Source organism: Bacillus sp. 03113, assembly GCF_006546985.1.
Lineage (GTDB): Bacteria > Bacillota > Bacilli > Bacillales > Cytobacillaceae > VATK01.
On the sequence record NZ_VATK01000027.1, the window covers coordinates 1 to 19,019 of the forward strand.

Here is a 19,019-nt window from a genome sequence, read left to right on the forward strand (position 1 = left end):
AACCGGAAAAGCATTTTTTCAGCAGAAGTGTAAAAAGGAAACGAGCAAAAAGTGTAAAATTCGACTTGACGTCTACACCCAATAATGCTGTATAAGATTGAACACTTTTTTCCAGTAGAGAAGTGCACGATAGCCTACTTCGGCTGAGCCAAATTCCTAAATGTACCTGGCTTCATGGCTCAAAATCTTGCCTGCAGAGGCATGTAAAGTAATAAAGTGCCTGCACTAACTTCGAGTAAAGTGTTCACTGCTAATTAGCAAAAAGTGTTCAAAGTTATCAGGCGGTTACATTATAGTGAGTTTTATCTAATAAGAGTATGTATTTTTCATATACTTTTTATTAAATGAGAATATGTTTTTAATTATGGTTATAACAATCCAATTTACATTAATGGTAGTGTACAAAAAACCAATTTCAAAAAGTAATTATTTTTCGAATGGAAATAATAGACAATATCATATTAATATGATATTATTTCCATAAAAAGAAATAATTTACATATAATCACTTGTATAACATTGGGAATATGGCCCGAGAGTCTCTACCTGGCGACCGTATAATTGTCAGACTACGAGTGAAATCCTTCTCTATGTTCTACCTTACTTAATTTAAAGAAGCGTAGATTTTGAGTATTCATCTTATCTGGTAAATACTATGTTTATTTGCTATGCCAGTTAAAGCTCAGGTTAGTAGGTTTCACTTGTACGACGAGTTTCCTACTTGAATTTGAGTTTTTTTGTTTTGATTTAATAAATATAAGCAACTGGAGGGAAAGCATTGGCCATTATCGCTGAAAAAATACTTGAGAACCCTGAAAATATTTTGAAACATTTGAGTAATAACGAGGTGTTTTACGTCTATCTGGGTGGATCTATAATGGAAGGATTTGGTAATGATACGTCGGATATTGATGTGTATGTGATTTGTGAGAAAATACCTCAACAATTCGAATCTAATAAGGACTATATTGGAGAGAGTTTTCTCAGTACTGGAGAAAATTTAGTACGTAATTTAGTTTTTGATGGAGTCCGTTATGATTTTGAATACTGGACTAAGGAAGACTTCTATAACTTGATTGACCGACTGAATAACTTAGTTTTTAAAACCGAAGACTATATCTCTCGTTTCACTGATTCAGAAATCGATTTATTACACCGTCTTAAATTTGGAAAGGCTCTTGTTAATAAGGAGAACTTCAATAAGTTACAGCAATCAATTTTATTTAAAAATCTAGGATTATATCAAGCTATTATAGCTTCAGAAAAATTCACTTCCTATGTAGAGGATATTCAAGGGGCAATGCTTTCAAGTGATTTTGGTTCAGCTTTCTTTATGGTACGTAGGTTGCTAGAACTCGCAGTAACTTCTTATCTAGCTGTTCATGGAGAAACTAATCCAAATAGTAAATGGATGTATCGTAAAATAGTGTGCTACCAAGAACGTAATCGTGACAAAGAATTACTTGATAAATATCTACATTTTCAAACTTATCCATTCAATGAATCTACTATTAAATTATTTGTGAAAGAAACGATGAGATTTTCTCAAACACTTAATGTAAAGACACAAAACGTATTAAGAAACCATCAATTGAGTTAGACCTATTAACATTGAAAGGAGGTGAATAGAATGAAAGGGTACAAATCACCTAAATTAAAAGAAGTGAAACTAGCTCCAGGAATGCAAAACGCTTAATTAAAACAGTGGGTATCGAAAGGATTTCTTTTGGTACCCATTTTAAAAGGAGAAGAAATTGATGAAACCGACAAGAGATATTTTTGTTCAGTATCGAGTTATAAATGGAAATAAATATATTATGAAAAATTATAAGGTTTATCAGCTTGATGAAGTAGGGGAGATAATCTGGGATTCTTTAGATGGACAAACTACTTTAGGAGAAATTGCAGAGAAAATCTCAAATTTATATAAGGTCGACCAAGATGTTGTCCTTCAAGATGTTGAGATCTTTATAGAAGAATTGACTAAAAAAGAACTTGTTGAGATTTAATATGACAAAAAAACAATGGATAGCTTTACTATTTGTTGAAGTGTTACTAATCTCTACCATTATAATAAAAGCTACTAATGAAACATATATACTCTTTATATTTATTCATTTTCAGTTAATTATAAATTTAACTGCTTGGCGGATCAAGGATATGCTATTTACTAATGCTGATTGGTTAAGAAGAGCAGTCTATTTTATTCCTTATATAACGGCAGTGCTTTTCTTTTCACCAAGTACCTCTTTTGATACTTCGTTAGGTAGTGTTGTTGTTTCTATGGTTTTAGCTGTTCTAATTGGTTCTTTGTTTCTTATTCCTCGTTTTGGGGAAATCAAACCGTTCTTCAATAAGGAATTGGCTTTCTTTTTTCCACCTATTTCTTTTAGAAAATTATGTATAGAAACATTTAGTCTTTTAACTTCAGCTATCATTCAGGAACTTTTTTACAAATTATTTGTGATCGGATTATTAATACAAATATTTAGAATCGAATTGAGCATAATTATATCAGCCTTTCTATTTGTAGCAGATCATTTAATTCATGCAAGATCTTCAATGTTCCGACCGATTGACTACTTAGCGCAGCTAATGTTAAGTATCTGTGCTGGCATTTTGTATGTTTATAGTGGCTCTGTTTTGACAGCTATCTTATTACATCTGACATTCAATCTACCCCTTGCCATTTCATATTTTTACCGTTATTGGTTAATAAGTAGAACAGATAAAAAAAACTATGCTAAGAAAGTGGGGGGATGAATGCATAAATCGATTAAGTTAAAATACGGTGAAAATCCTCATCAAATAGCTAGGTGGGAAAAGGGACCTTCCTCAATGATTCTTAATCATCCAGATCTATCCTTAAACGATCTAAGGAATATAAACATAGGTTATAGGCTTTTGTGTTATATAAAAAGATCTTCTGCATTAATTATAAAACATGCAAATGTTGTAGGGATGTCAATAGAAACTTCTTTTTCGAAGAGGTTACAAATGGCTGTAGATACCGACAGACGTGCAGCACTAAATGGACTGCTTATGCTCAATCACAAGGTAACTGCAGATGATTTGAATGAAATTCAACAGTATTCTTTCGATGGAGTGGTCGCACCCTCTTTTGAAAATCATGAAACTCATTTACGTCTCATTATTTTTAGAAATAACGAAGAAATAACCTTTCGGAAAACTGAAACGATTGGTTTAATTGATGGTTCTGTGCTTGTTCAAAATCAATTTTATACCCAAATCAAAAAAATCACAGATTTTGATTGGCATGGATTAATAGATTTGAATCTAAATAAGGAACAGGATGTCTTAATTGCTTGGTATATTGCATGTACTGTGAAGACAAACTGTGCTGTCCTAGTAAAGGATGGTTGTACATTAGCTGTGGCTGCAGGGCACCAGGATGGAATGACAGCAATTGAACATGCTTTTTACAAGGCAAAGCATCATTGTAAAAACACAAAGGATATTACTGGAGCAGTTCTAGCTGTAGATGGGAACTTTCCTCACCAAATTCCTATTTATCCAATTTCGGAAGAAAGAATCTCTATCTTTATCCTTCCTGGGAATGCACCGAATGACAATGAAATTTTAGATGCTTTTTCACATACCTCATGTTCTGTTTTTTTTTCTAAAGAAAGATGCTTCCAACATTAATTCGAAGTAGGTGAGTTTAATGGAATCAAATTATGACCTTATAGTAGAAATTATAAAGGAGTGTTCCGACTTAGGCTATGAATTAAAGAAGGTAGCATGTATGAATCAAAAAATGTTATTTGACGAGCAGGGAATTAATGCGTATGGAGAGATCAGCCTAAGGATAGATTTAATGCTTGAAGAATTGTGCATTAACTTTTTCAAAAATAATAAGCACGTTCACATGATCATCAGTGAAGAAATTGGTTGTATCAATTTGGGAGAAGGTATTTTTACAGTTGTTATAGACCCTTTAGATGGCACAAAAAACTTTACTATGGGCTTATCATATTATGCTTGTTCAATTGCCATTATAGATAAATACAATGAAGTATTAGGAGCATATGTGATTAATCTATCAAATGGGCATGAATATACCGCAGTTAAAGGTCGAGGAGCATTTCGTAATGGTATACAAATACAAACTGCAGTCTATCAGAATTTAACTGAATGTGACGGTATCTTTGTCGGTTTGTCAAAATCCAACTTAGAGTTAGAAATAATTAAACAAATTGTATCCAAGTTAAATAGTTATCGTGCGATGGGTTGTTCTGCGCTTGATCTATGTTGTCTTGCAACTGGTTCTGCTTCAGTATTTTTTGATATAAGTAATACAGCAAAACTTGTAGATGTATTAGCCTCATCATTAATTCTTGAAGAAGCAGGTGGCATAATTACCAATTCGTTCGGAACGCCGATTACTAGATTTCCATTACATAAAGATTTAGAAGATGTGATTTTAAATCAAAAGTTTTTAACCATTGCAGCCGCAAATGACAAACTTCATGGACATCTAATTAATGTTCCTGGTTTGGCTAAAAGAAATAATACGATTTACAAGGAGGATAACAATGTTTCAAAAACTCACGCCCATTACCTCTGAGGAATATAAGGGGAAATTAATAGTTTTTGATGGAGTAGACGGTTCTGGCAAGTCTACTATGCTTGAGATGTTGGCTAATAAACTTCGGAATGAAGGGGAAGATGTATTGGTCACTATGCAGCCTACTCCGGAGATGAGAAAATTTCATATTTTTAAAACCTTTATTTATAAACCAGAAAAAAGACAATTAGTTGATTATCGTGCTTTACAGTTATATATGCTTGCTGATCGCATGCAACATTTTAAAGAAATTATAGAACCAGCACTAAAAGAAGGAACATATGTGCTTAGTGACAGATATATATTTACAATGCTTGCGACAATGTTAGCACGAGGTAATCAGCCTGAATCTTGGCTAAACGAATTATTACCATCTATACGCATGCCACATGCAACTTTTATTATGGATGTTGATCTTGAAACTTGTATTCAACGTATCAAGGAACGAAAATCGTTTGAAGATTCGTATGTTGAACGTGAACATCTTAAAAAGAGTCTAGAAAGTTACTTAACTATAGCAAATGATTTTGGACTCAAAGTGATTAATTCCTCAAAGTTAGGAATTAATCAAGCGTTTAGTAAAATTGAAGAACCAATCCGTCAAATGAGGGTGAGAGAAGTTGAATCGGGTGAAAGATCTAGTAACTAATTCAGTTGTTTATCAACAAATTCAACGTAGAACAGGTGGTACTTGTGATTATTATATAGACAGTACGAAGTTGATATTCGAACCAGAAGTAATTACATTTGCAGCAAAAAAAATTCTTAATCTTGCATATGAGCATGGAGTAACTCATATTGGTGGAGAAGCTACTTCCGCCTTACCTCTTGTCGGAGCAGTAATGGCATTAAGTATTTCACAAGGAACTCCTTTAAAAGGATTTATGATAAGAAAAGAAAGAAAACCATATGGTAAATCTGAATTAATTGAAGGCGAATTTTCTGTAGATAGTCGCGTTCTACTTGTCGATGATGTAACAGGGATGGGATCAGCAGCAAAACGTTGCTGTGAACTTTTGATTAACCAAAATATATCTATTATTGGTTTTGTATCAATTGTTGATCGCCAAGAAGCAGCCCTTAAAGAATTAAGAAAGTTTGGTATTGCTTTGATACCTCTATTCAACATTAATGAAATTATGGAGGAAGATTATGCAAAATAGTGATATAGGAATTATAGGTGGAAGTGGTTTGTATCGTTTGTTTACGAACCGTGAGTTAATTGAAGTCAATACCTTATATGGAGAGCCTTCCTCGCCAATCCAAGTTGGGATTATGGCTGATAAAAAGGTCTATTTTATTTCAAGACATGGTTTAAATCACGAAATTCCCCCACATAAAGTCAACTACAGAGCCAATATTCAAGCGTTGTATGACTTAGGAGTCAATCGGATCTTTGCGACTCACGCTCTTGGCAGTCTTAATCCATCGATGAAACCAGGGGATTTTGTGATTTCCGACCAATTTGTCAATAACACTTGGGGACGTGAGGATACTTATTTTAACGGTCCAGACACAGTACATATCTCAACAAGTGATCCGTTTTGTAATGATTTAAGAAACAGTGTTTTAAAAGTGATTAATAGTTTTGGCTATAGATATCATAAAAGAGCTACCATGTTAGTAATTCAAGGACCAAGATTCTCTACCCGTGCTGAAAATCGGATTTTTTCTCGGGAAGGAAACGATGTAATTTCAATGACAGGTTATCCTGAAGCTGTTTTAGCTCGTGAAAGGGGTATTTGCTATGTTTCAATAGGTATTATTACAGACATAGCTTGTGTTTTAGGTAGTGAAGTACATCCTCAATACCCCTCTTCACATGCTGAAGTAGTTAAAAACTTTGAGATTTCAGTAGCAAAAGTTATATCAGTATTGGAATCCACAGTTTCTAACTTTGGTAAGCAAAAATCACAATGTGAATGTATTCAGTCTTTGAAAGGAGCGAAGTATTAATTGGTTAATCAATGGCTTAATGTTAGAAGTTTAATTCCGGAATATGACTTACAACAAATCTATAGATATGAAAGCATTAATGAATATTTAAAGTTTCATCCTGTTAGTGTGGTGGAACATGCAAAGTCCATTGAAAAGTGGATTGACATCCCTAATCCCGTTTTAAAGTCTTATAAAATGATTGGTCGTCAAACCCCTTTAGTTAGAGCTTACCGATTGGAAAATCAATTAAAAACAAATAATAAAATTTATTTAAAACGCGAAGATCTTCTAAGTAATGGTAGTTTTAAAATAACATCGGCTTTACCTCAAGCTTATTATGGAGCTTTGGAAGGAAAGACAAGTGTACTTACTGAAACGGCTGCTGGCCAAACGGGTGTAGCAGCTGCTCTTGCAGCAAGGCTAAATGGCTTAGATTGTAAAGTATTTATGGTTCGTACATCGTATGAACTAAAAAAATTACGACGATTAATGATGGAAATGTATGGGGCGGAAGTTCTCGCTTCACCTAGTGAACAGACTAATACAGGTCGGGCACTCATTGCTAAAGGAGAAAGTAACGGGTCGATTGCTCTTGCTACATCAGAAGTAATGGAGAGTATCTCTGAGAACTCATATAGTTTTAATATCGCAGGTAGTCTATTAGACTTTGTATTGACTTATAATACAGTTGTTGGTTTAGAAGTTATAAAGCAGCTGGATAAAGAAAAAGTTCAACCTGATATTATAGTTGGATGTGTTGGGGGAGGTAGTAGTTTTGGTGGTTTTGCCCTTCCTTTATTGGATCACTACAAAGATCACTTGACTCAAGTGATTTGTACAGAATCAAGTAGTATCCCTACGTTGACTAAAGGAACTTACGGTTACGATCACCCAGATGGTGAAGGTGTAGGTAACAAGCTGCTAATGTATTCACTAGGTTATGATTTCAAACCACCTGCTATGCATGCATCAGGTTTGCGGTACCATGCTGCATCCCCAATCGTTTCATATTTTGTCAATAGGGGCGTGATTCAAGCAAAAGCTTATGATGAAAAAGAAGCAATGCTCTCTGCGATTGATTTTTCCCGTACAGAAGGGGTGATTGCATCTCCAGAAAGCTCCTACACAATTCATGCGATAAAAAAATTATGTCAAGAATACGACAATAAAAATATTGTTGCAGTTATCACAGGTAACGGACAACTCGACCTCGAATCATACGGTGTTTTTTTATGATACACATGAATTTAAATGAAAATTCTTTTGTTAAACAAAAATACTATCGATATCCAGATGCTTCATACTCAGAGATTCGAAATTTGATACGAAAAAAATACAACTTAAATAACGCGGATGTTCTTTTGGGGAATGGCTCTACAGAGATTATCTCCGCAATCTTTCTATGGGCTTATCTTCAAAAGAAAAAAATTTTCTATCCATGGCCATCTTATATTTTATATCATGAATTGACGCAACTTTATAATGCTGATGTAACTTGTATACCTATGGATATTGAATCTTGGAATGTAGACACTCTAATATCTACAGTTACTAAAGATTCTTTGCTTTTATTGTGTAATCCAAATAATCCAACTGGTACTTTTTTGAAAAAAAGAATTGTAAGAAAACTTATTTCAAATCTACCTACCACAACAACAGTATTAATTGATGAAGCTTATATTGAATACATATCGACAGATGATGAAATAAATGGGTCAGTAAATGAAGTTGAAAAGGACAGCAATGTAATTGTGGTTCGTACATTTTCAAAGTATTACGGATTAGCTGGATTACGTATAGGCTATGCACTTCTTAGTAAAGAATTTTATCAATGTCTTCGTCCATTCTTACAATTATGGAATGTAAGTACACCAGCAGTAGAAGCGGCGATTAAGTGTTTATCCCCTAGTCCACGATATAAGGAAGGTAAACAGGACATGATTAAGTCTCGTAAACAGTTGCAAGAGATCTTGTGTACTAACGGTTTTAATGTATTGCCGTCAGTTACGAATTTTCTTTGTTTTACACATCCTAAAATAAAGGATTATGTGGATTATTGGGACTGTAAAGGATTCATGATTAATAAACTTTTACCCTATCAAGATTCACAGTTACATGGCTATATAAGACTGTCAATTGAACATAATGAAGTGATGAAAAAGTTTTACCAGTCTATTAATGATATAGGGAGGATCCTATGAGACCATTGAAGATGTTGTTATCAAAGTATGATGCTCCTATCTGGATACGAGTGTTCGGATCAGCTTTAACATCAACAACCAACTTTATGTTAAGGCCGTTTCTTGTGCTATATCTGTACAATAAATTAGACGAGTCTATATTATTACCGCTTTTAGTTGTTGGTCTTCAGCCATTAGCCAGCATATTGATCAGCATTTGGGGAGGAGGACTTGCAGATCGTTTTGGTCGGAAGCCGATTATGGTAATTTCTTTATTAATTCAGGCAGTTTCAATGATTGGATTCATTTTTGCTGATTCCGTTTGGGAATTTGCTGGATTAAGCATTTTGTTAGGTTTGGGTATTCCTTTATTTGTTCCTGCAGCAAATGCACAGATTGCCGACGTTGTTTCACGGGAAAAAAGAGCGGAAGTATTTGCGCTTTTACATACGGCGTTTAATATCGGACCAGCAATCGGTCCATTACTTGGACTTGCGGTTTTTACTTGGAATCAACAAGTTGTGTTTGCTTCATCGGCTATAGCGTTTTTTATCTATGCTTTTGCAATATGGATTAAAGTACCAGAAACACTACCTAAAGTAGGTCGTGTAGAACTTCAAGCTGCACCTAAATTATCCTTTATTAAACATAGACAATTGTATTTATTTACTTTATATGCAGTACCAATTGGACTATTATATGCGCAAGTAGAAACAACCTTACCACTTCATTTAAAATCTAGCTTTGCTAATTATCTGACCATTCTAACGGTTTTATTTACTTTAAATGCAATAATAGTCATAATCTTTATGGTATGGATTGCAAAAAAAACAGAAAAAATTAATTCCAAGAAATTAATTTTTCTTTCCTTCTTTCTCTTTGCTTTAGTTGGTATTGGTTATGGTAATGCATCATCTTTTTTCATCCTAATATTAGTAGAAATAGTTTTTACATTAGGTGAGATGATTGGTGTAAGCCATTTGCAAAAATTTATTTCTGGAATAGCACCTAAAGAGATGAGAGGCCGTTACTTTTCTATTTTTGGTCTTTATATGCAAATACCAAAACTAATTGGTCCATCAATATGTGGTATTTTAATGACTAATTTTGGGGGTCAATTTATGTTTACGATTTTAGGCGTTTTACTTATTCTAGCTGGATTTTTACAGAATCGTTTGATTAAAAAAATACAATTACAATCGGGTGTAAATCACGAAAAGCCTTTTCAAGTCGTTTGAAACGTTTAGTCAAATAAAAAAGAAATGATTCAAATTTGGGTTTAACCCCCGAATTTTGGATAATAGCCCTTATATTCTCTTTAGAACAACTGAAAATTGCAATTGGAAGAAAAACAAATGTACCAAATTCTAAAGGATGCTGTCAGGAAAATAATTTTTGTTATGTTTATGATGTAAATGAAAGACAGGACTTAGTTGTGACTAAAAGAGGAACTGAAGATGAAATTTTTAGTTATTTATATTTAATTACTAAAGGACTGTTGAAAAATAACAATTAAATATGTCCGATAGGAACTAGAATAGTATTTGATTATTTAAAAGTATTCAAGAAATATTTTAAATTGGTTTATTTTAAAGTTTAACTTAATAAACAAACGTAGAATTGTAGAAGAGTTCAAAAAAATGGTGGTTTTGAATGGGTAACTGAATGTACTGAAATTGAGAATATAGAAGAAACGTTATTCAAAGCAATAAAGAAAGTTCATGGAAATAAAATAAAATTGTATAAATATGGACAATACAATAAGATTACAAAATATAAGAAGGCAAAAAAGTATACGGTATTAATAAGGTTGCTGTAGCAAAAGCAGTTTGTAAAGATAATCTAAATTTAAAAGTACATAATTTTAGTGAAAAAATAAGTGAACTAATACAACGTATAGAATCTGCCAACAAAATTGCTTAGAACTAATCAGTATATCTGAATTTCTAAGATCTGATTTATTGTCGGTAAGTTATAAAATTTATCCATCGATTTTAGTTAGAAACATCAAATGTGAAATAACTATAAGAAAGAAATATTGTGTTAGAAGATGCTAACATTTTGCTAACGCAAACAAGTGAAAAATAATAAATTCCCGTTAAAGATGTTACACCTCAGTTTCTCGAAAACCTTGATATACCGCACTTTTTGCATACAGCGTTAAAGATATTACACACTCTCATCTTACGGGCGGCATGATGTAATATTGCCCCCTTATTTCTAAGAAATGGTTAATATATTTTTTGACCGAAATTGAGAACTAGTCACATAAATGACTTTTTCTAAAAGTATAGTCTACTTCCTAAATCAAGGAGGTGGTCTTTTTTATGTTTCATTAATTTTTATTTTATCTGCAGTAAATTGTAATCTGAATATTTAATAATAGGGGAAGAAATAATAATGAAAAAAGGAGAGATGATAATGGATAAAGAAAATGATTATGTTACTGCTGAACTTTCGCCTAATTTAATCGGTGAGATTAAATCGTTTGAAGAAAGATTATGTGAGAAAACACAAAAAAATGTATTCGTGATTGCCTATGAAAAAAATGGAAAACATTTTGATGATTAATCTATAAAGTAAAGAAATATGAATTCTTTTCTATACTGTAGACAATGTCTTTACTAGAATCGGTCTATTGACTTTAGTGCAATGAACCTAAAAATAAAAATTCTCGTCCAATGACCAAATATTAGTGAAAATGTACAAGCTCATTTCTAGTTAAAGAGTATTATAAAACAGATACTCTAAAGGAAGTGATGCTTTGGTTAAACGATTTATTGCAAAATTAACAGGTTCGGAAGAAGTACCTCCTGTTATTACAAATGCTTCTGGTTCAGCTCAGTTTTTGTTTAATGAAGATTTTACAACACTTCGATTTAAATTAGTTGTCAATGATTTAAAAGAGTTTACAGCTGCCCATATTCATTTAGGTATGAGGGGCGAAAATGGACCAGTAGTTGCGTTCCTTTTTGGACCATTAACTCAAGGAATAAGTTTTAATAGAGGGGAAGTAACTGGGACAATTACACGGAACGACCTTGTAGGTCCTCTGCAGGGAAGGCCATTAATAGTACTAGCAAGGCAGATGAATAGAAGAAACACATATGTTAACGCGCACACGGAAAAATTTCCTGATGGTGAAATTCGTGGCCAAATAAGACCATTTCAATAATAGAATTACCATAATAAAGGATTCAAAGAGAACATGAGCTTTGAATTCTTTTTATGTGAAGAAATCATTAAATCTGCCACTTTTGGCATTTAGGATGTCTTCTGTATTATGGAGGTTTCTAATTCTTTGACAATAAATTTAAATTTTTGGAAATTGATTGTTTCGTTTGCCATTTTGCTCTATTATTATATGAGGTGTTTTTTCGGATTTGGTAATATGTTTCCAGATGGTGTTGAAACAATTAGTACCAAGTTAACTCAAGTCTCTCCTCATAGGTTGAAGTGTGAGGGATTAAAAGCATCTTAGATTTAAATACTTAGAATAGAGAGTGTGTTAAATAGTATGAAGGAACAACAATTAGCCAGAGCCCTAAAAAACAGACATGTACAGCTTATTGCGATTGGCGGGGCAATTGGGACGGGCCTATTTCTTGGAGCAGGAAAATCCATCCATTTGGCAGGACCTTCCATTTTATTTGCTTACATTATTACAGGAGTGATCTGCTTTCTAATTATGCGGGCACTTGGTGAATTACTGTTAAGTAATTTAAAATATCATTCTTTTGTTGATTTTGTAAGAGATTATTTAGGTAATATGGCCGCATTTATTACGGGCTGGACTTATTGGTTTTGCTGGATTTCCATTGCAATGGCTGACCTAACGGCTGTAGGTCTCTACACTCAGTTTTGGTTTCCTAGTGTACCGCAGTGGATGCCTGGATTAATTGCACTTGTCATTTTGCTTATCATGAATCTTGCAACAGTAAGACTGTTTGGAGAAATGGAATTTTGGTTTGCCTTAATTAAAGTTTTAGCCATATTATCATTAATTTTTATTGGAATAATCATGATCATAAAAGGATTTTCCACAGATTCAGGCTCATCTAGTTTTACAAATCTATGGAATTATGGTGGAATGTTTCCAAATGGTATGCATGGATTTATTCTCTCATTCCAGATGGTTGTATTTGCCTTTGTTGGCATTGAACTTGTAGGGTTAACAGCAGGAGAAACAGAAAATCCGGAAAAAGTCATCCCTAAAGCCATTAATAATATTCCTATCAGGGTTTTAATTTTCTATGTTGGAGCTCTGGTTGTAATAATGAGTATATATCCGTGGGATGCAATCAATCCTGCAAAAAGTCCTTTTGTCCAAGTTTTCTTGGCAATCGGCATTGCAGCGGCTGCAGGGATTATAAATTTCGTCGTCCTAACATCCGCAGCTTCAGCATGCAACAGTGCTATCTTTAGTACAAGCAGGATGGTATACTCGCTTGCAAAAGATAAAAATGCGCCTGCATCATTTAAGAAGCTTACTAAAAACAAAGTACCTTCCAATGCATTGTTCTTTTCTATGATTATCATTTTAATTGCAGTCATATTGAACTATGTCATGCCAGAGGGAGTATTTACACTGATTACAAGTATTTCAACTGTTTGCTTTATCTTTATTTGGGGAATTACCGTAATATGCCATTTGAAATATCGCAAAACAAGACCAGATTTAGCGAAATCAAACAAATTCAAGTTGCCGCTATATCCATTTTCCAATTACTTGATTCTTGCTTTTCTTGCATTTGTACTAGTAGTGCTTGCACTTGCAGAAGATACGCGAATTGCCTTATTCGTCACGCCAGTATGGTTTATACTTCTAGTTGCTATTTATAAGATTCGAATAAGTAATGGGGTAATAGTAAGAACGAATTAAATATAATCAAAATAACGTGGATGGATTAAAATAGTTGGACAGCTTATTAATAAAATAAACAGATCCTCCTGAAAAGTCCAAACATAAAGAAAGAAGCTAATAACTTACTACAATTAGGTTATTAGCTTCTTTTATTTAGGCTGTTTTCTCAAAGTTTGTTAAAACATAGGGAAAAACGTTTCGGAGCAGCCTGCATTCACGTAGACTCCTGTGGGAATACGAGAAAGGCGAGACCCCGCAGGAGCGTATGCGACGAGGAGGCTTGACGCTCGCCCACGGAAAGCGAAGTGTATGCAGGCTGCGCGTTTAAAAGCAACAACCTATACGAAAACAGGCTTTATTTAATATTAAATCCAATTTCTAAATTTGAGATAGGATTTTTGTGCATTCCGAGAGGTAACTATTAAAATCTAAAAAATGTAAAAAAATATGTAAAAATATGAAACCTTCCTAGAATCTAGTACGTATGTTAAATGCAGGCATTATTAAAATTTTATTTTAATTAGGAGTGTTAATCTTATGGAAAATCATGTTGTGGCTGAAAAAAAGCCGAATCCTTCACTATTTAAAATGTTTACAAGCCCAAGTGAACAGTTTGAGAAAATTAAAGAGAATCCGAAAATTTGGGTGTCGTTAATAATTGTCAGCATTCTTTCTGCGCTCGGAGCTTTCTTAATTGCAAATGGAATGGATACCCCGACATTAGAAGGGATATCTGCTGAACAAGCTGCTTCTATCTCTATGATAGGCAAAGTAACAGCTGTGATTGGAGGTTTACTAGGACCAATTATTGCTATTTTAATAGGAAGTGCTGTTCAATTAATCATTACGAAAATTGCAGATTCTGGTGCTACATATAAGCAGCTCCTTTCCATGAATACGTATATTTATATCATTGGTGCGGTTGGAGTTTTGTTAAATGCAGGAATTCGATTAGCGATCGGTGGAAATTCACAGGTCAATGTGACAAGTATTGCTGGACTTTTAAATAGCGACAAGCCTGGAGTACTAAACTCCATCGAATTATTTGCCATTTGGGGACTTATTTTAACTGCAATTGGATTACATAAAGTAGGAAATTTATCAAAAGGTGTTGCATGGACGATTGCGATCATCTTCTTCCTTATATCTGTTGGTTTTGCGCTGCTTGGGACTGCTTTCCAAGGTGGAGTAGGTGCTTAATAAATGAAAAAAAAGCTTTGGATTGGAATTGGTGTTGTCAGTGTAATCGTGATTATGGTTGGAGTAAGTGTGTATCGTCAAGCCTATGCAAAAGCCCCATCTTTTGAAGTAGCAAAGCCGAAGCAAGAAGAAATTTCTTCTACCATTATGGTTCCAGGGACGTTAAAGTTTGAGAGCGAGCAGGTCGTCTATTCATCTCCAGATAAAGGGGAGCTTAAGGAGATTCTTGTTAAAGAAGGCGATACGGTTGAAAAGGGAGCTGCCCTTGCTCAATATGAAAACCCTCAACTATCATTGGAGCTTGAACAAAACAAGCTGTCTATCGAGTCAGGGAACTTAAAAATCGCTCAATTGGATCGACAAAAGAAGCAATTGGATGATAAAAAAGCGGAATTAAGCAAGGAAATGGATAAGAAGGATGCAGAAAAACAATTACAGCCTGATTATGAACAGCTTGATATGGACAGGAAAATGGCAAATATTGAGCTGAAACAGTCGAATCTGCAAAAAGATACTTTAGAAAAACAAATCAAAGATTTACAGATTAAGAGTACATTAAATGGAACGGTTTTGACTGTTGATTCACAATCCGCTCCAGGAACTGAAACAACAGGAGCATCTCCAATTATACATATTGGTGACTTAAATACATTGATCGCTTCTGGTCTCTTATCAGAATATGACACTTTAAAGGTGACTCCAGGACAAAAAGTAGTTCTTACATCTGATGCTGTTCCTGACCAAAAATGGGAAGGAGAAATTTCTAGAGTTGGTACCATCCCTCAGCAAGGCTCAACAGGTGCACAAGAAAGCCAAGCGGTGCAATATCCGGTAACAATCAAGATTAATAGTCAAAATCTGGGCTTGAAGCCAGGCTTTCAGTTAATTATGGAAATCGAAACTGAGAAGAAAACAGCTTTAGTAGTTCCGGTTGATAGCGTTATTCAAGAGGGGCAAAATCAATTTGTTTATGTATATGACAAGCATACAGCTCTTAAAAAAGAAGTGAAAACTGGCATCGCTTCTGGCGAAACAATTGAGATTACAAGTGGTCTTTCGGAAAAAGAACAAGTGATTACAAATCCTTCTGACAATTTGAAAGAAGGCATGGAAGTGACGACAAGATGATCCAGCTAGAAGGGATTACGAAAACGTATTTAGTCGGAAAGGAGAAGATCGATGTTTTAAAAAATATCGATCTTACCATTCGCCAAGGAGAGTTTGTAGCGATCATGGGTCCATCTGGTTCAGGGAAATCGACGCTTATGAATATTATCGGCTGCTTAGATAAACCATCAATCGGTCATTATAAAATTGGCGGAGAGGATGTATCGGTTTATTCAGATACTCAGTTGGCTCAAGTACGTAATCAATCGATCGGTTTTGTCTTTCAACAATTTCATTTGCTTCCTAGATTGACAGCTTTAAAGAATGTTGAATTACCAATGATCTACGCTGGCATGTCAAAAAAAGAGCGTCAGGAACGAGCAGTTGAAGCATTGCATAAGGTTGGACTTGGGGACAGAATGAACCATTTGCCGAATGCCTTATCCGGAGGCCAGAAGCAAAGGGTCGCAATTGCAAGAGCAATTGTCAATGAGCCAAAATTAATTCTTGCAGATGAACCGACCGGTGCTCTTGACACAAAAACAAGTGTAACGATTATGGAGCAGTTTACGCAGCTAAATGCAGAAGGTACGACCATCGTTCTCGTTACACATGAGCCAGAGGTGGCAGAATACGCTAAAAGAACGATTATGGTGAGAGATGGGGTCGTGCTTTCTGAAGGGATGAGTAAAAGGGGACAAGAATTATGAAATTATTAGAAAATATCAGTATGTCTTTAAGCTCCCTTTTGGCACATAAAATGCGTTCCATTCTAACCATGCTAGGTATCATTATTGGGGTAGGAGCTGTCATCATTGTCGTGGCTATTGGCCAAAGTGGAGAAGCGATGTTAAAATCGCAAATTACTGGCTCCGGGAATACCGTTGAGCTGTATTATCAGCCTTCAGAGGAAGAATTAAAGGCAAATCCAAACGCTTATAATCAATCTCCTTTTCGTCAAGAGGATATTCGTGCACTCGAGGAAATTCCTGAGATTAAGCAAATTGTTGCTACGAGCCAAGTATTTTCCCCTATTCGATTCAAAGAAGACACGATCGATAGTGCTATTACTGGAATGAGCTCAGCGTATTTTGAACTGAATGATTTGAAAGTAAGTAAAGGAAGAGGCTTTTCTGCTTCTGATTTCTTAGGAGGAAGAAGAGTTGCGATTGTAAGCTATTCTATGGAGGAGGAGTTATTTAAAGGAAAATCCCCAATTGGGCAGATCATCCGGATTGAAAGTCAGCCAGTTGAAATTATTGGCATGTTAGAAAAGCCTACCGGATTATTTTCCTTTGGCTCTAATGATGTTTACATTCCGACAAAAACCTTTCAAACTATTTATGGAACAAGTGATTATACGCAAGTAACGCTTCAAGCTGAAAATGCGGATCAATTAAAGAATGTTGGAGAAAAGGCAGCGGCTAAATTAAATCAACTTCATAACACAAAAGATTCCTATCAAGTTGTTAATATGGAAGAAATCGCAGAAGGCGTAGGACAGGTTACGCGGATTATGACGTTGATTATCGGCAGTATTGCAGGAATCTCCCTTTTAGTAGGAGGAATAGGCGTCATGAATATTATGCTTGTTTCTGTTACAGAAAGAACGAGAGAAATTGGGATACGAATGGCTCTAGGGGCTACAAGAGCACAGGTGCTCACTCAATTTTTAATCGAGTCAGTTACGCTAACCTTGATTGGCGGGATGATCGGGATCCTTCTCGGATGGGGCGGTGCTTCTATCGTCGCTATTTTTGCTAAATGGCCTCCATTAATTTCATGGCAGGTTGTTATTGGTGGGATGTTGTTTTCAATGGTCATTGGCGTTGTTTTTGGAATCCTTCCAGCGAATAAAGCATCAAAGCTTGATCCAATTGAATCATTAAGATATGAATAATCGAGAGAATTAACCGTCTAACTAAATAGTGACAGGTGCCAACTAAAATGGGTGCCTGTCCTTTTTTGTCCATATATCTTCAAAACTAGAGGTGCTATTTCTTGCATTGTTTTCATTTCATCCTATAGACTTAATTTATAAATAGACCATGAAGAATGCCTTGTGTAGAGAATGAATGATTTAGGAGGAGTAAAATGGGAAATGAGAGTATGAATCCAACAGTCGAAAAAATTATTCAAAATATAGAGAAGGTGATGATTGGAAAAAGAGAGGTAGCAGAATTAAGCATCGTTGCTTTACTAGCGGAGGGACATGTTCTCTTAGAAGATGTACCTGGGGTCGGAAAAACGATGATGGTTCGAGCACTTGCTAAATCAGTTAGCGCCAATTTTAAAAGAATTCAATTTACCCCTGATTTATTGCCCTCAGATGTAACAGGTGTCTCAATCTTTAATCCGAAGGAACTGGAATTTCAATTTAGACCTGGTCCAATTATGGGAAATATCATTTTAGCTGATGAAATTAATCGAACTTCTCCTAAGACACAATCTGCATTACTAGAAGGGCTTGAAGAAGGACATGTAACAATAGATGGGATTACTCACAGGCTAGAAAAGCCATTCTTTGTAATGGCAACACAAAATCCGATTGAATATGAAGGTACATACCCTCTTCCTGAAGCTCAATTAGACCGTTTTTTATTAAAAATGAAAATGGGTTATCCAGATATGGAAGAGGAAATCGAGGTACTTAACCGAGCACGAAAAATTCCTCCAATAGAAGAATTAACTCCTGTCATTTCTTTAAAGGAACTACGTGAGCTGCAAAGACAAATAAAAGAGGTTCATGTGGATCAAACGATTATGCGCTACATTGTAGAAATTGCTACCAAAACAAGACAGCATGGCAGTGTTTACTTAGGAGCCAGCCCAAGGGGTTCGATCGCTTTAATGAAAGCTGCTCAGGTCTATGCTTTTATGTATGGGAGAGATTATGTGCTGCCTGATGATGTTCAATACTTAGCGCCAGTCGTATTTTCTCATCGAATCATTCTCAAGTCAGAGGCAAAATTCGAAGGAGTTATGGCAGAAGAAATTGTTCTTCAGGTAATGGGACGAGTAAATGTTCCTGTGCAAAGGTTTGTGAACTAACATGATGAAGGTTTTTACTGCATCTAAAAGTGTATGGAAGCTTTTGATTTTATTGATCCTCTTGGTGTTAACCTTTTCATATACGATGTTT

The 19,019-nt window shown here is 34.9% G+C and carries 19 protein-coding genes and 1 riboswitch; all 19 genes read left to right on the forward strand.

The genetic code is table 11. The features are described from left to right. The first annotated feature begins 489 nt into the window (after positions 1 to 489). Positions 490 to 592, forward strand: a riboswitch (purine riboswitch). A gap of 186 nt (positions 593 to 778) precedes the next feature. Continuing rightward, positions 779 to 1,600 carry a hypothetical protein gene (locus FDO66_RS19295; protein WP_141434295.1) on the forward strand — a complete coding sequence of 274 codons (822 nt, stop codon included), beginning with the start codon at positions 779 to 781 and terminating at the stop codon, positions 1,598 to 1,600. 157 nt (positions 1,601 to 1,757) lie between these two features. After that, complete coding sequence (locus FDO66_RS19300; protein ID WP_141434296.1) at positions 1,758 to 2,009, forward strand: PqqD family protein; 252 nt, start codon at positions 1,758 to 1,760, stop codon at positions 2,007 to 2,009. A 1-nt stretch (position 2,010) separates the two neighbouring features. Continuing rightward, on the forward strand, positions 2,011 to 2,763 hold the full coding sequence (locus tag FDO66_RS19305; protein WP_141434297.1) for a CPBP family intramembrane glutamic endopeptidase: 753 nt from the start codon (positions 2,011 to 2,013) through the stop codon (positions 2,761 to 2,763). Then, positions 2,764 to 3,666 (forward strand): hypothetical protein, encoded by a 903-nt coding sequence (locus FDO66_RS19310; RefSeq protein ID WP_141434298.1) that lies wholly within the window; start codon positions 2,764 to 2,766, stop codon positions 3,664 to 3,666. A gap of 19 nt (positions 3,667 to 3,685) precedes the next feature. Further along, the gene (locus tag FDO66_RS19315; protein WP_141434299.1) at positions 3,686 to 4,588 is read left to right on the forward strand and encodes an inositol monophosphatase family protein; all 903 of its coding nucleotides are present in this window, start codon (positions 3,686 to 3,688) and stop codon (positions 4,586 to 4,588) included. Beyond that, complete coding sequence (gene tmk, locus FDO66_RS19320) at positions 4,557 to 5,237, forward strand: dTMP kinase (RefSeq protein ID WP_181444665.1); 681 nt, start codon at positions 4,557 to 4,559, stop codon at positions 5,235 to 5,237. Before FDO66_RS19315 ends, tmk begins: the two co-directional genes overlap by 32 nt. Next, positions 5,218 to 5,751, forward strand: coding sequence for an orotate phosphoribosyltransferase (locus tag FDO66_RS19325; RefSeq protein WP_258535803.1), 534 nt, complete (start codon positions 5,218 to 5,220; stop codon positions 5,749 to 5,751). The genes tmk and FDO66_RS19325 overlap by 20 nt, the downstream gene beginning before the upstream one ends. Then, on the forward strand, positions 5,741 to 6,544 hold the full coding sequence (locus FDO66_RS19330; RefSeq protein ID WP_141434302.1) for an MTAP family purine nucleoside phosphorylase: 804 nt from the start codon (positions 5,741 to 5,743) through the stop codon (positions 6,542 to 6,544). The genes FDO66_RS19325 and FDO66_RS19330 overlap by 11 nt, the downstream gene beginning before the upstream one ends. After that, positions 6,545 to 7,762 carry a TrpB-like pyridoxal phosphate-dependent enzyme gene (locus FDO66_RS19335; RefSeq protein WP_141434303.1) on the forward strand — a complete coding sequence of 406 codons (1,218 nt, stop codon included), beginning with the start codon at positions 6,545 to 6,547 and terminating at the stop codon, positions 7,760 to 7,762. It begins immediately after the preceding gene. A gap of 5 nt (positions 7,763 to 7,767) precedes the next feature. After that, positions 7,768 to 8,727: a pyridoxal phosphate-dependent aminotransferase gene (locus tag FDO66_RS19340; RefSeq protein WP_181444666.1), complete on the forward strand. Its 960-nt coding sequence runs from the start codon at positions 7,768 to 7,770 to the stop codon at positions 8,725 to 8,727. Then, entirely contained in the window at positions 8,724 to 9,944 is a 1,221-nt protein-coding gene (locus FDO66_RS19345; protein WP_141434305.1) for an MDR family MFS transporter, read from the forward strand. Before FDO66_RS19340 ends, FDO66_RS19345 begins: the two co-directional genes overlap by 4 nt. A 1,183-nt stretch (positions 9,945 to 11,127) precedes the next feature. Further along, positions 11,128 to 11,277 carry a hypothetical protein gene (locus tag FDO66_RS21010; RefSeq protein ID WP_181444667.1) on the forward strand — a complete coding sequence of 50 codons (150 nt, stop codon included), beginning with the start codon at positions 11,128 to 11,130 and terminating at the stop codon, positions 11,275 to 11,277. A 193-nt stretch (positions 11,278 to 11,470) separates the two neighbouring features. After that, positions 11,471 to 11,881 (forward strand): CHRD domain-containing protein, encoded by a 411-nt coding sequence (locus tag FDO66_RS19355; RefSeq protein WP_141434307.1) that lies wholly within the window; start codon positions 11,471 to 11,473, stop codon positions 11,879 to 11,881. Between the two features lie 342 nt (positions 11,882 to 12,223). After that, the gene (locus tag FDO66_RS19360; RefSeq protein ID WP_141434308.1) at positions 12,224 to 13,588 is read left to right on the forward strand and encodes an amino acid permease; all 1,365 of its coding nucleotides are present in this window, start codon (positions 12,224 to 12,226) and stop codon (positions 13,586 to 13,588) included. A gap of 519 nt (positions 13,589 to 14,107) precedes the next feature. Then, positions 14,108 to 14,770 (forward strand): YknW family membrane protein, encoded by a 663-nt coding sequence (gene yknW, locus FDO66_RS19365; protein WP_141434309.1) that lies wholly within the window; start codon positions 14,108 to 14,110, stop codon positions 14,768 to 14,770. A gap of 3 nt (positions 14,771 to 14,773) precedes the next feature. Further along, positions 14,774 to 15,898 (forward strand): efflux RND transporter periplasmic adaptor subunit, encoded by a 1,125-nt coding sequence (locus tag FDO66_RS19370; RefSeq protein WP_141434310.1) that lies wholly within the window; start codon positions 14,774 to 14,776, stop codon positions 15,896 to 15,898. After that, on the forward strand, positions 15,895 to 16,587 hold the full coding sequence (locus FDO66_RS19375) for an ABC transporter ATP-binding protein (protein ID WP_141434311.1): 693 nt from the start codon (positions 15,895 to 15,897) through the stop codon (positions 16,585 to 16,587). The genes FDO66_RS19370 and FDO66_RS19375 overlap by 4 nt, the downstream gene beginning before the upstream one ends. After that, complete coding sequence (locus FDO66_RS19380; RefSeq protein ID WP_141434312.1) at positions 16,584 to 17,777, forward strand: ABC transporter permease; 1,194 nt, start codon at positions 16,584 to 16,586, stop codon at positions 17,775 to 17,777. Before FDO66_RS19375 ends, FDO66_RS19380 begins: the two co-directional genes overlap by 4 nt. 194 nt (positions 17,778 to 17,971) lie before the next feature. After that, entirely contained in the window at positions 17,972 to 18,928 is a 957-nt protein-coding gene (locus FDO66_RS19385) for an AAA family ATPase (RefSeq protein ID WP_141434313.1), read from the forward strand. The last annotated feature ends 91 nt before the right edge of the window (positions 18,929 to 19,019 follow it).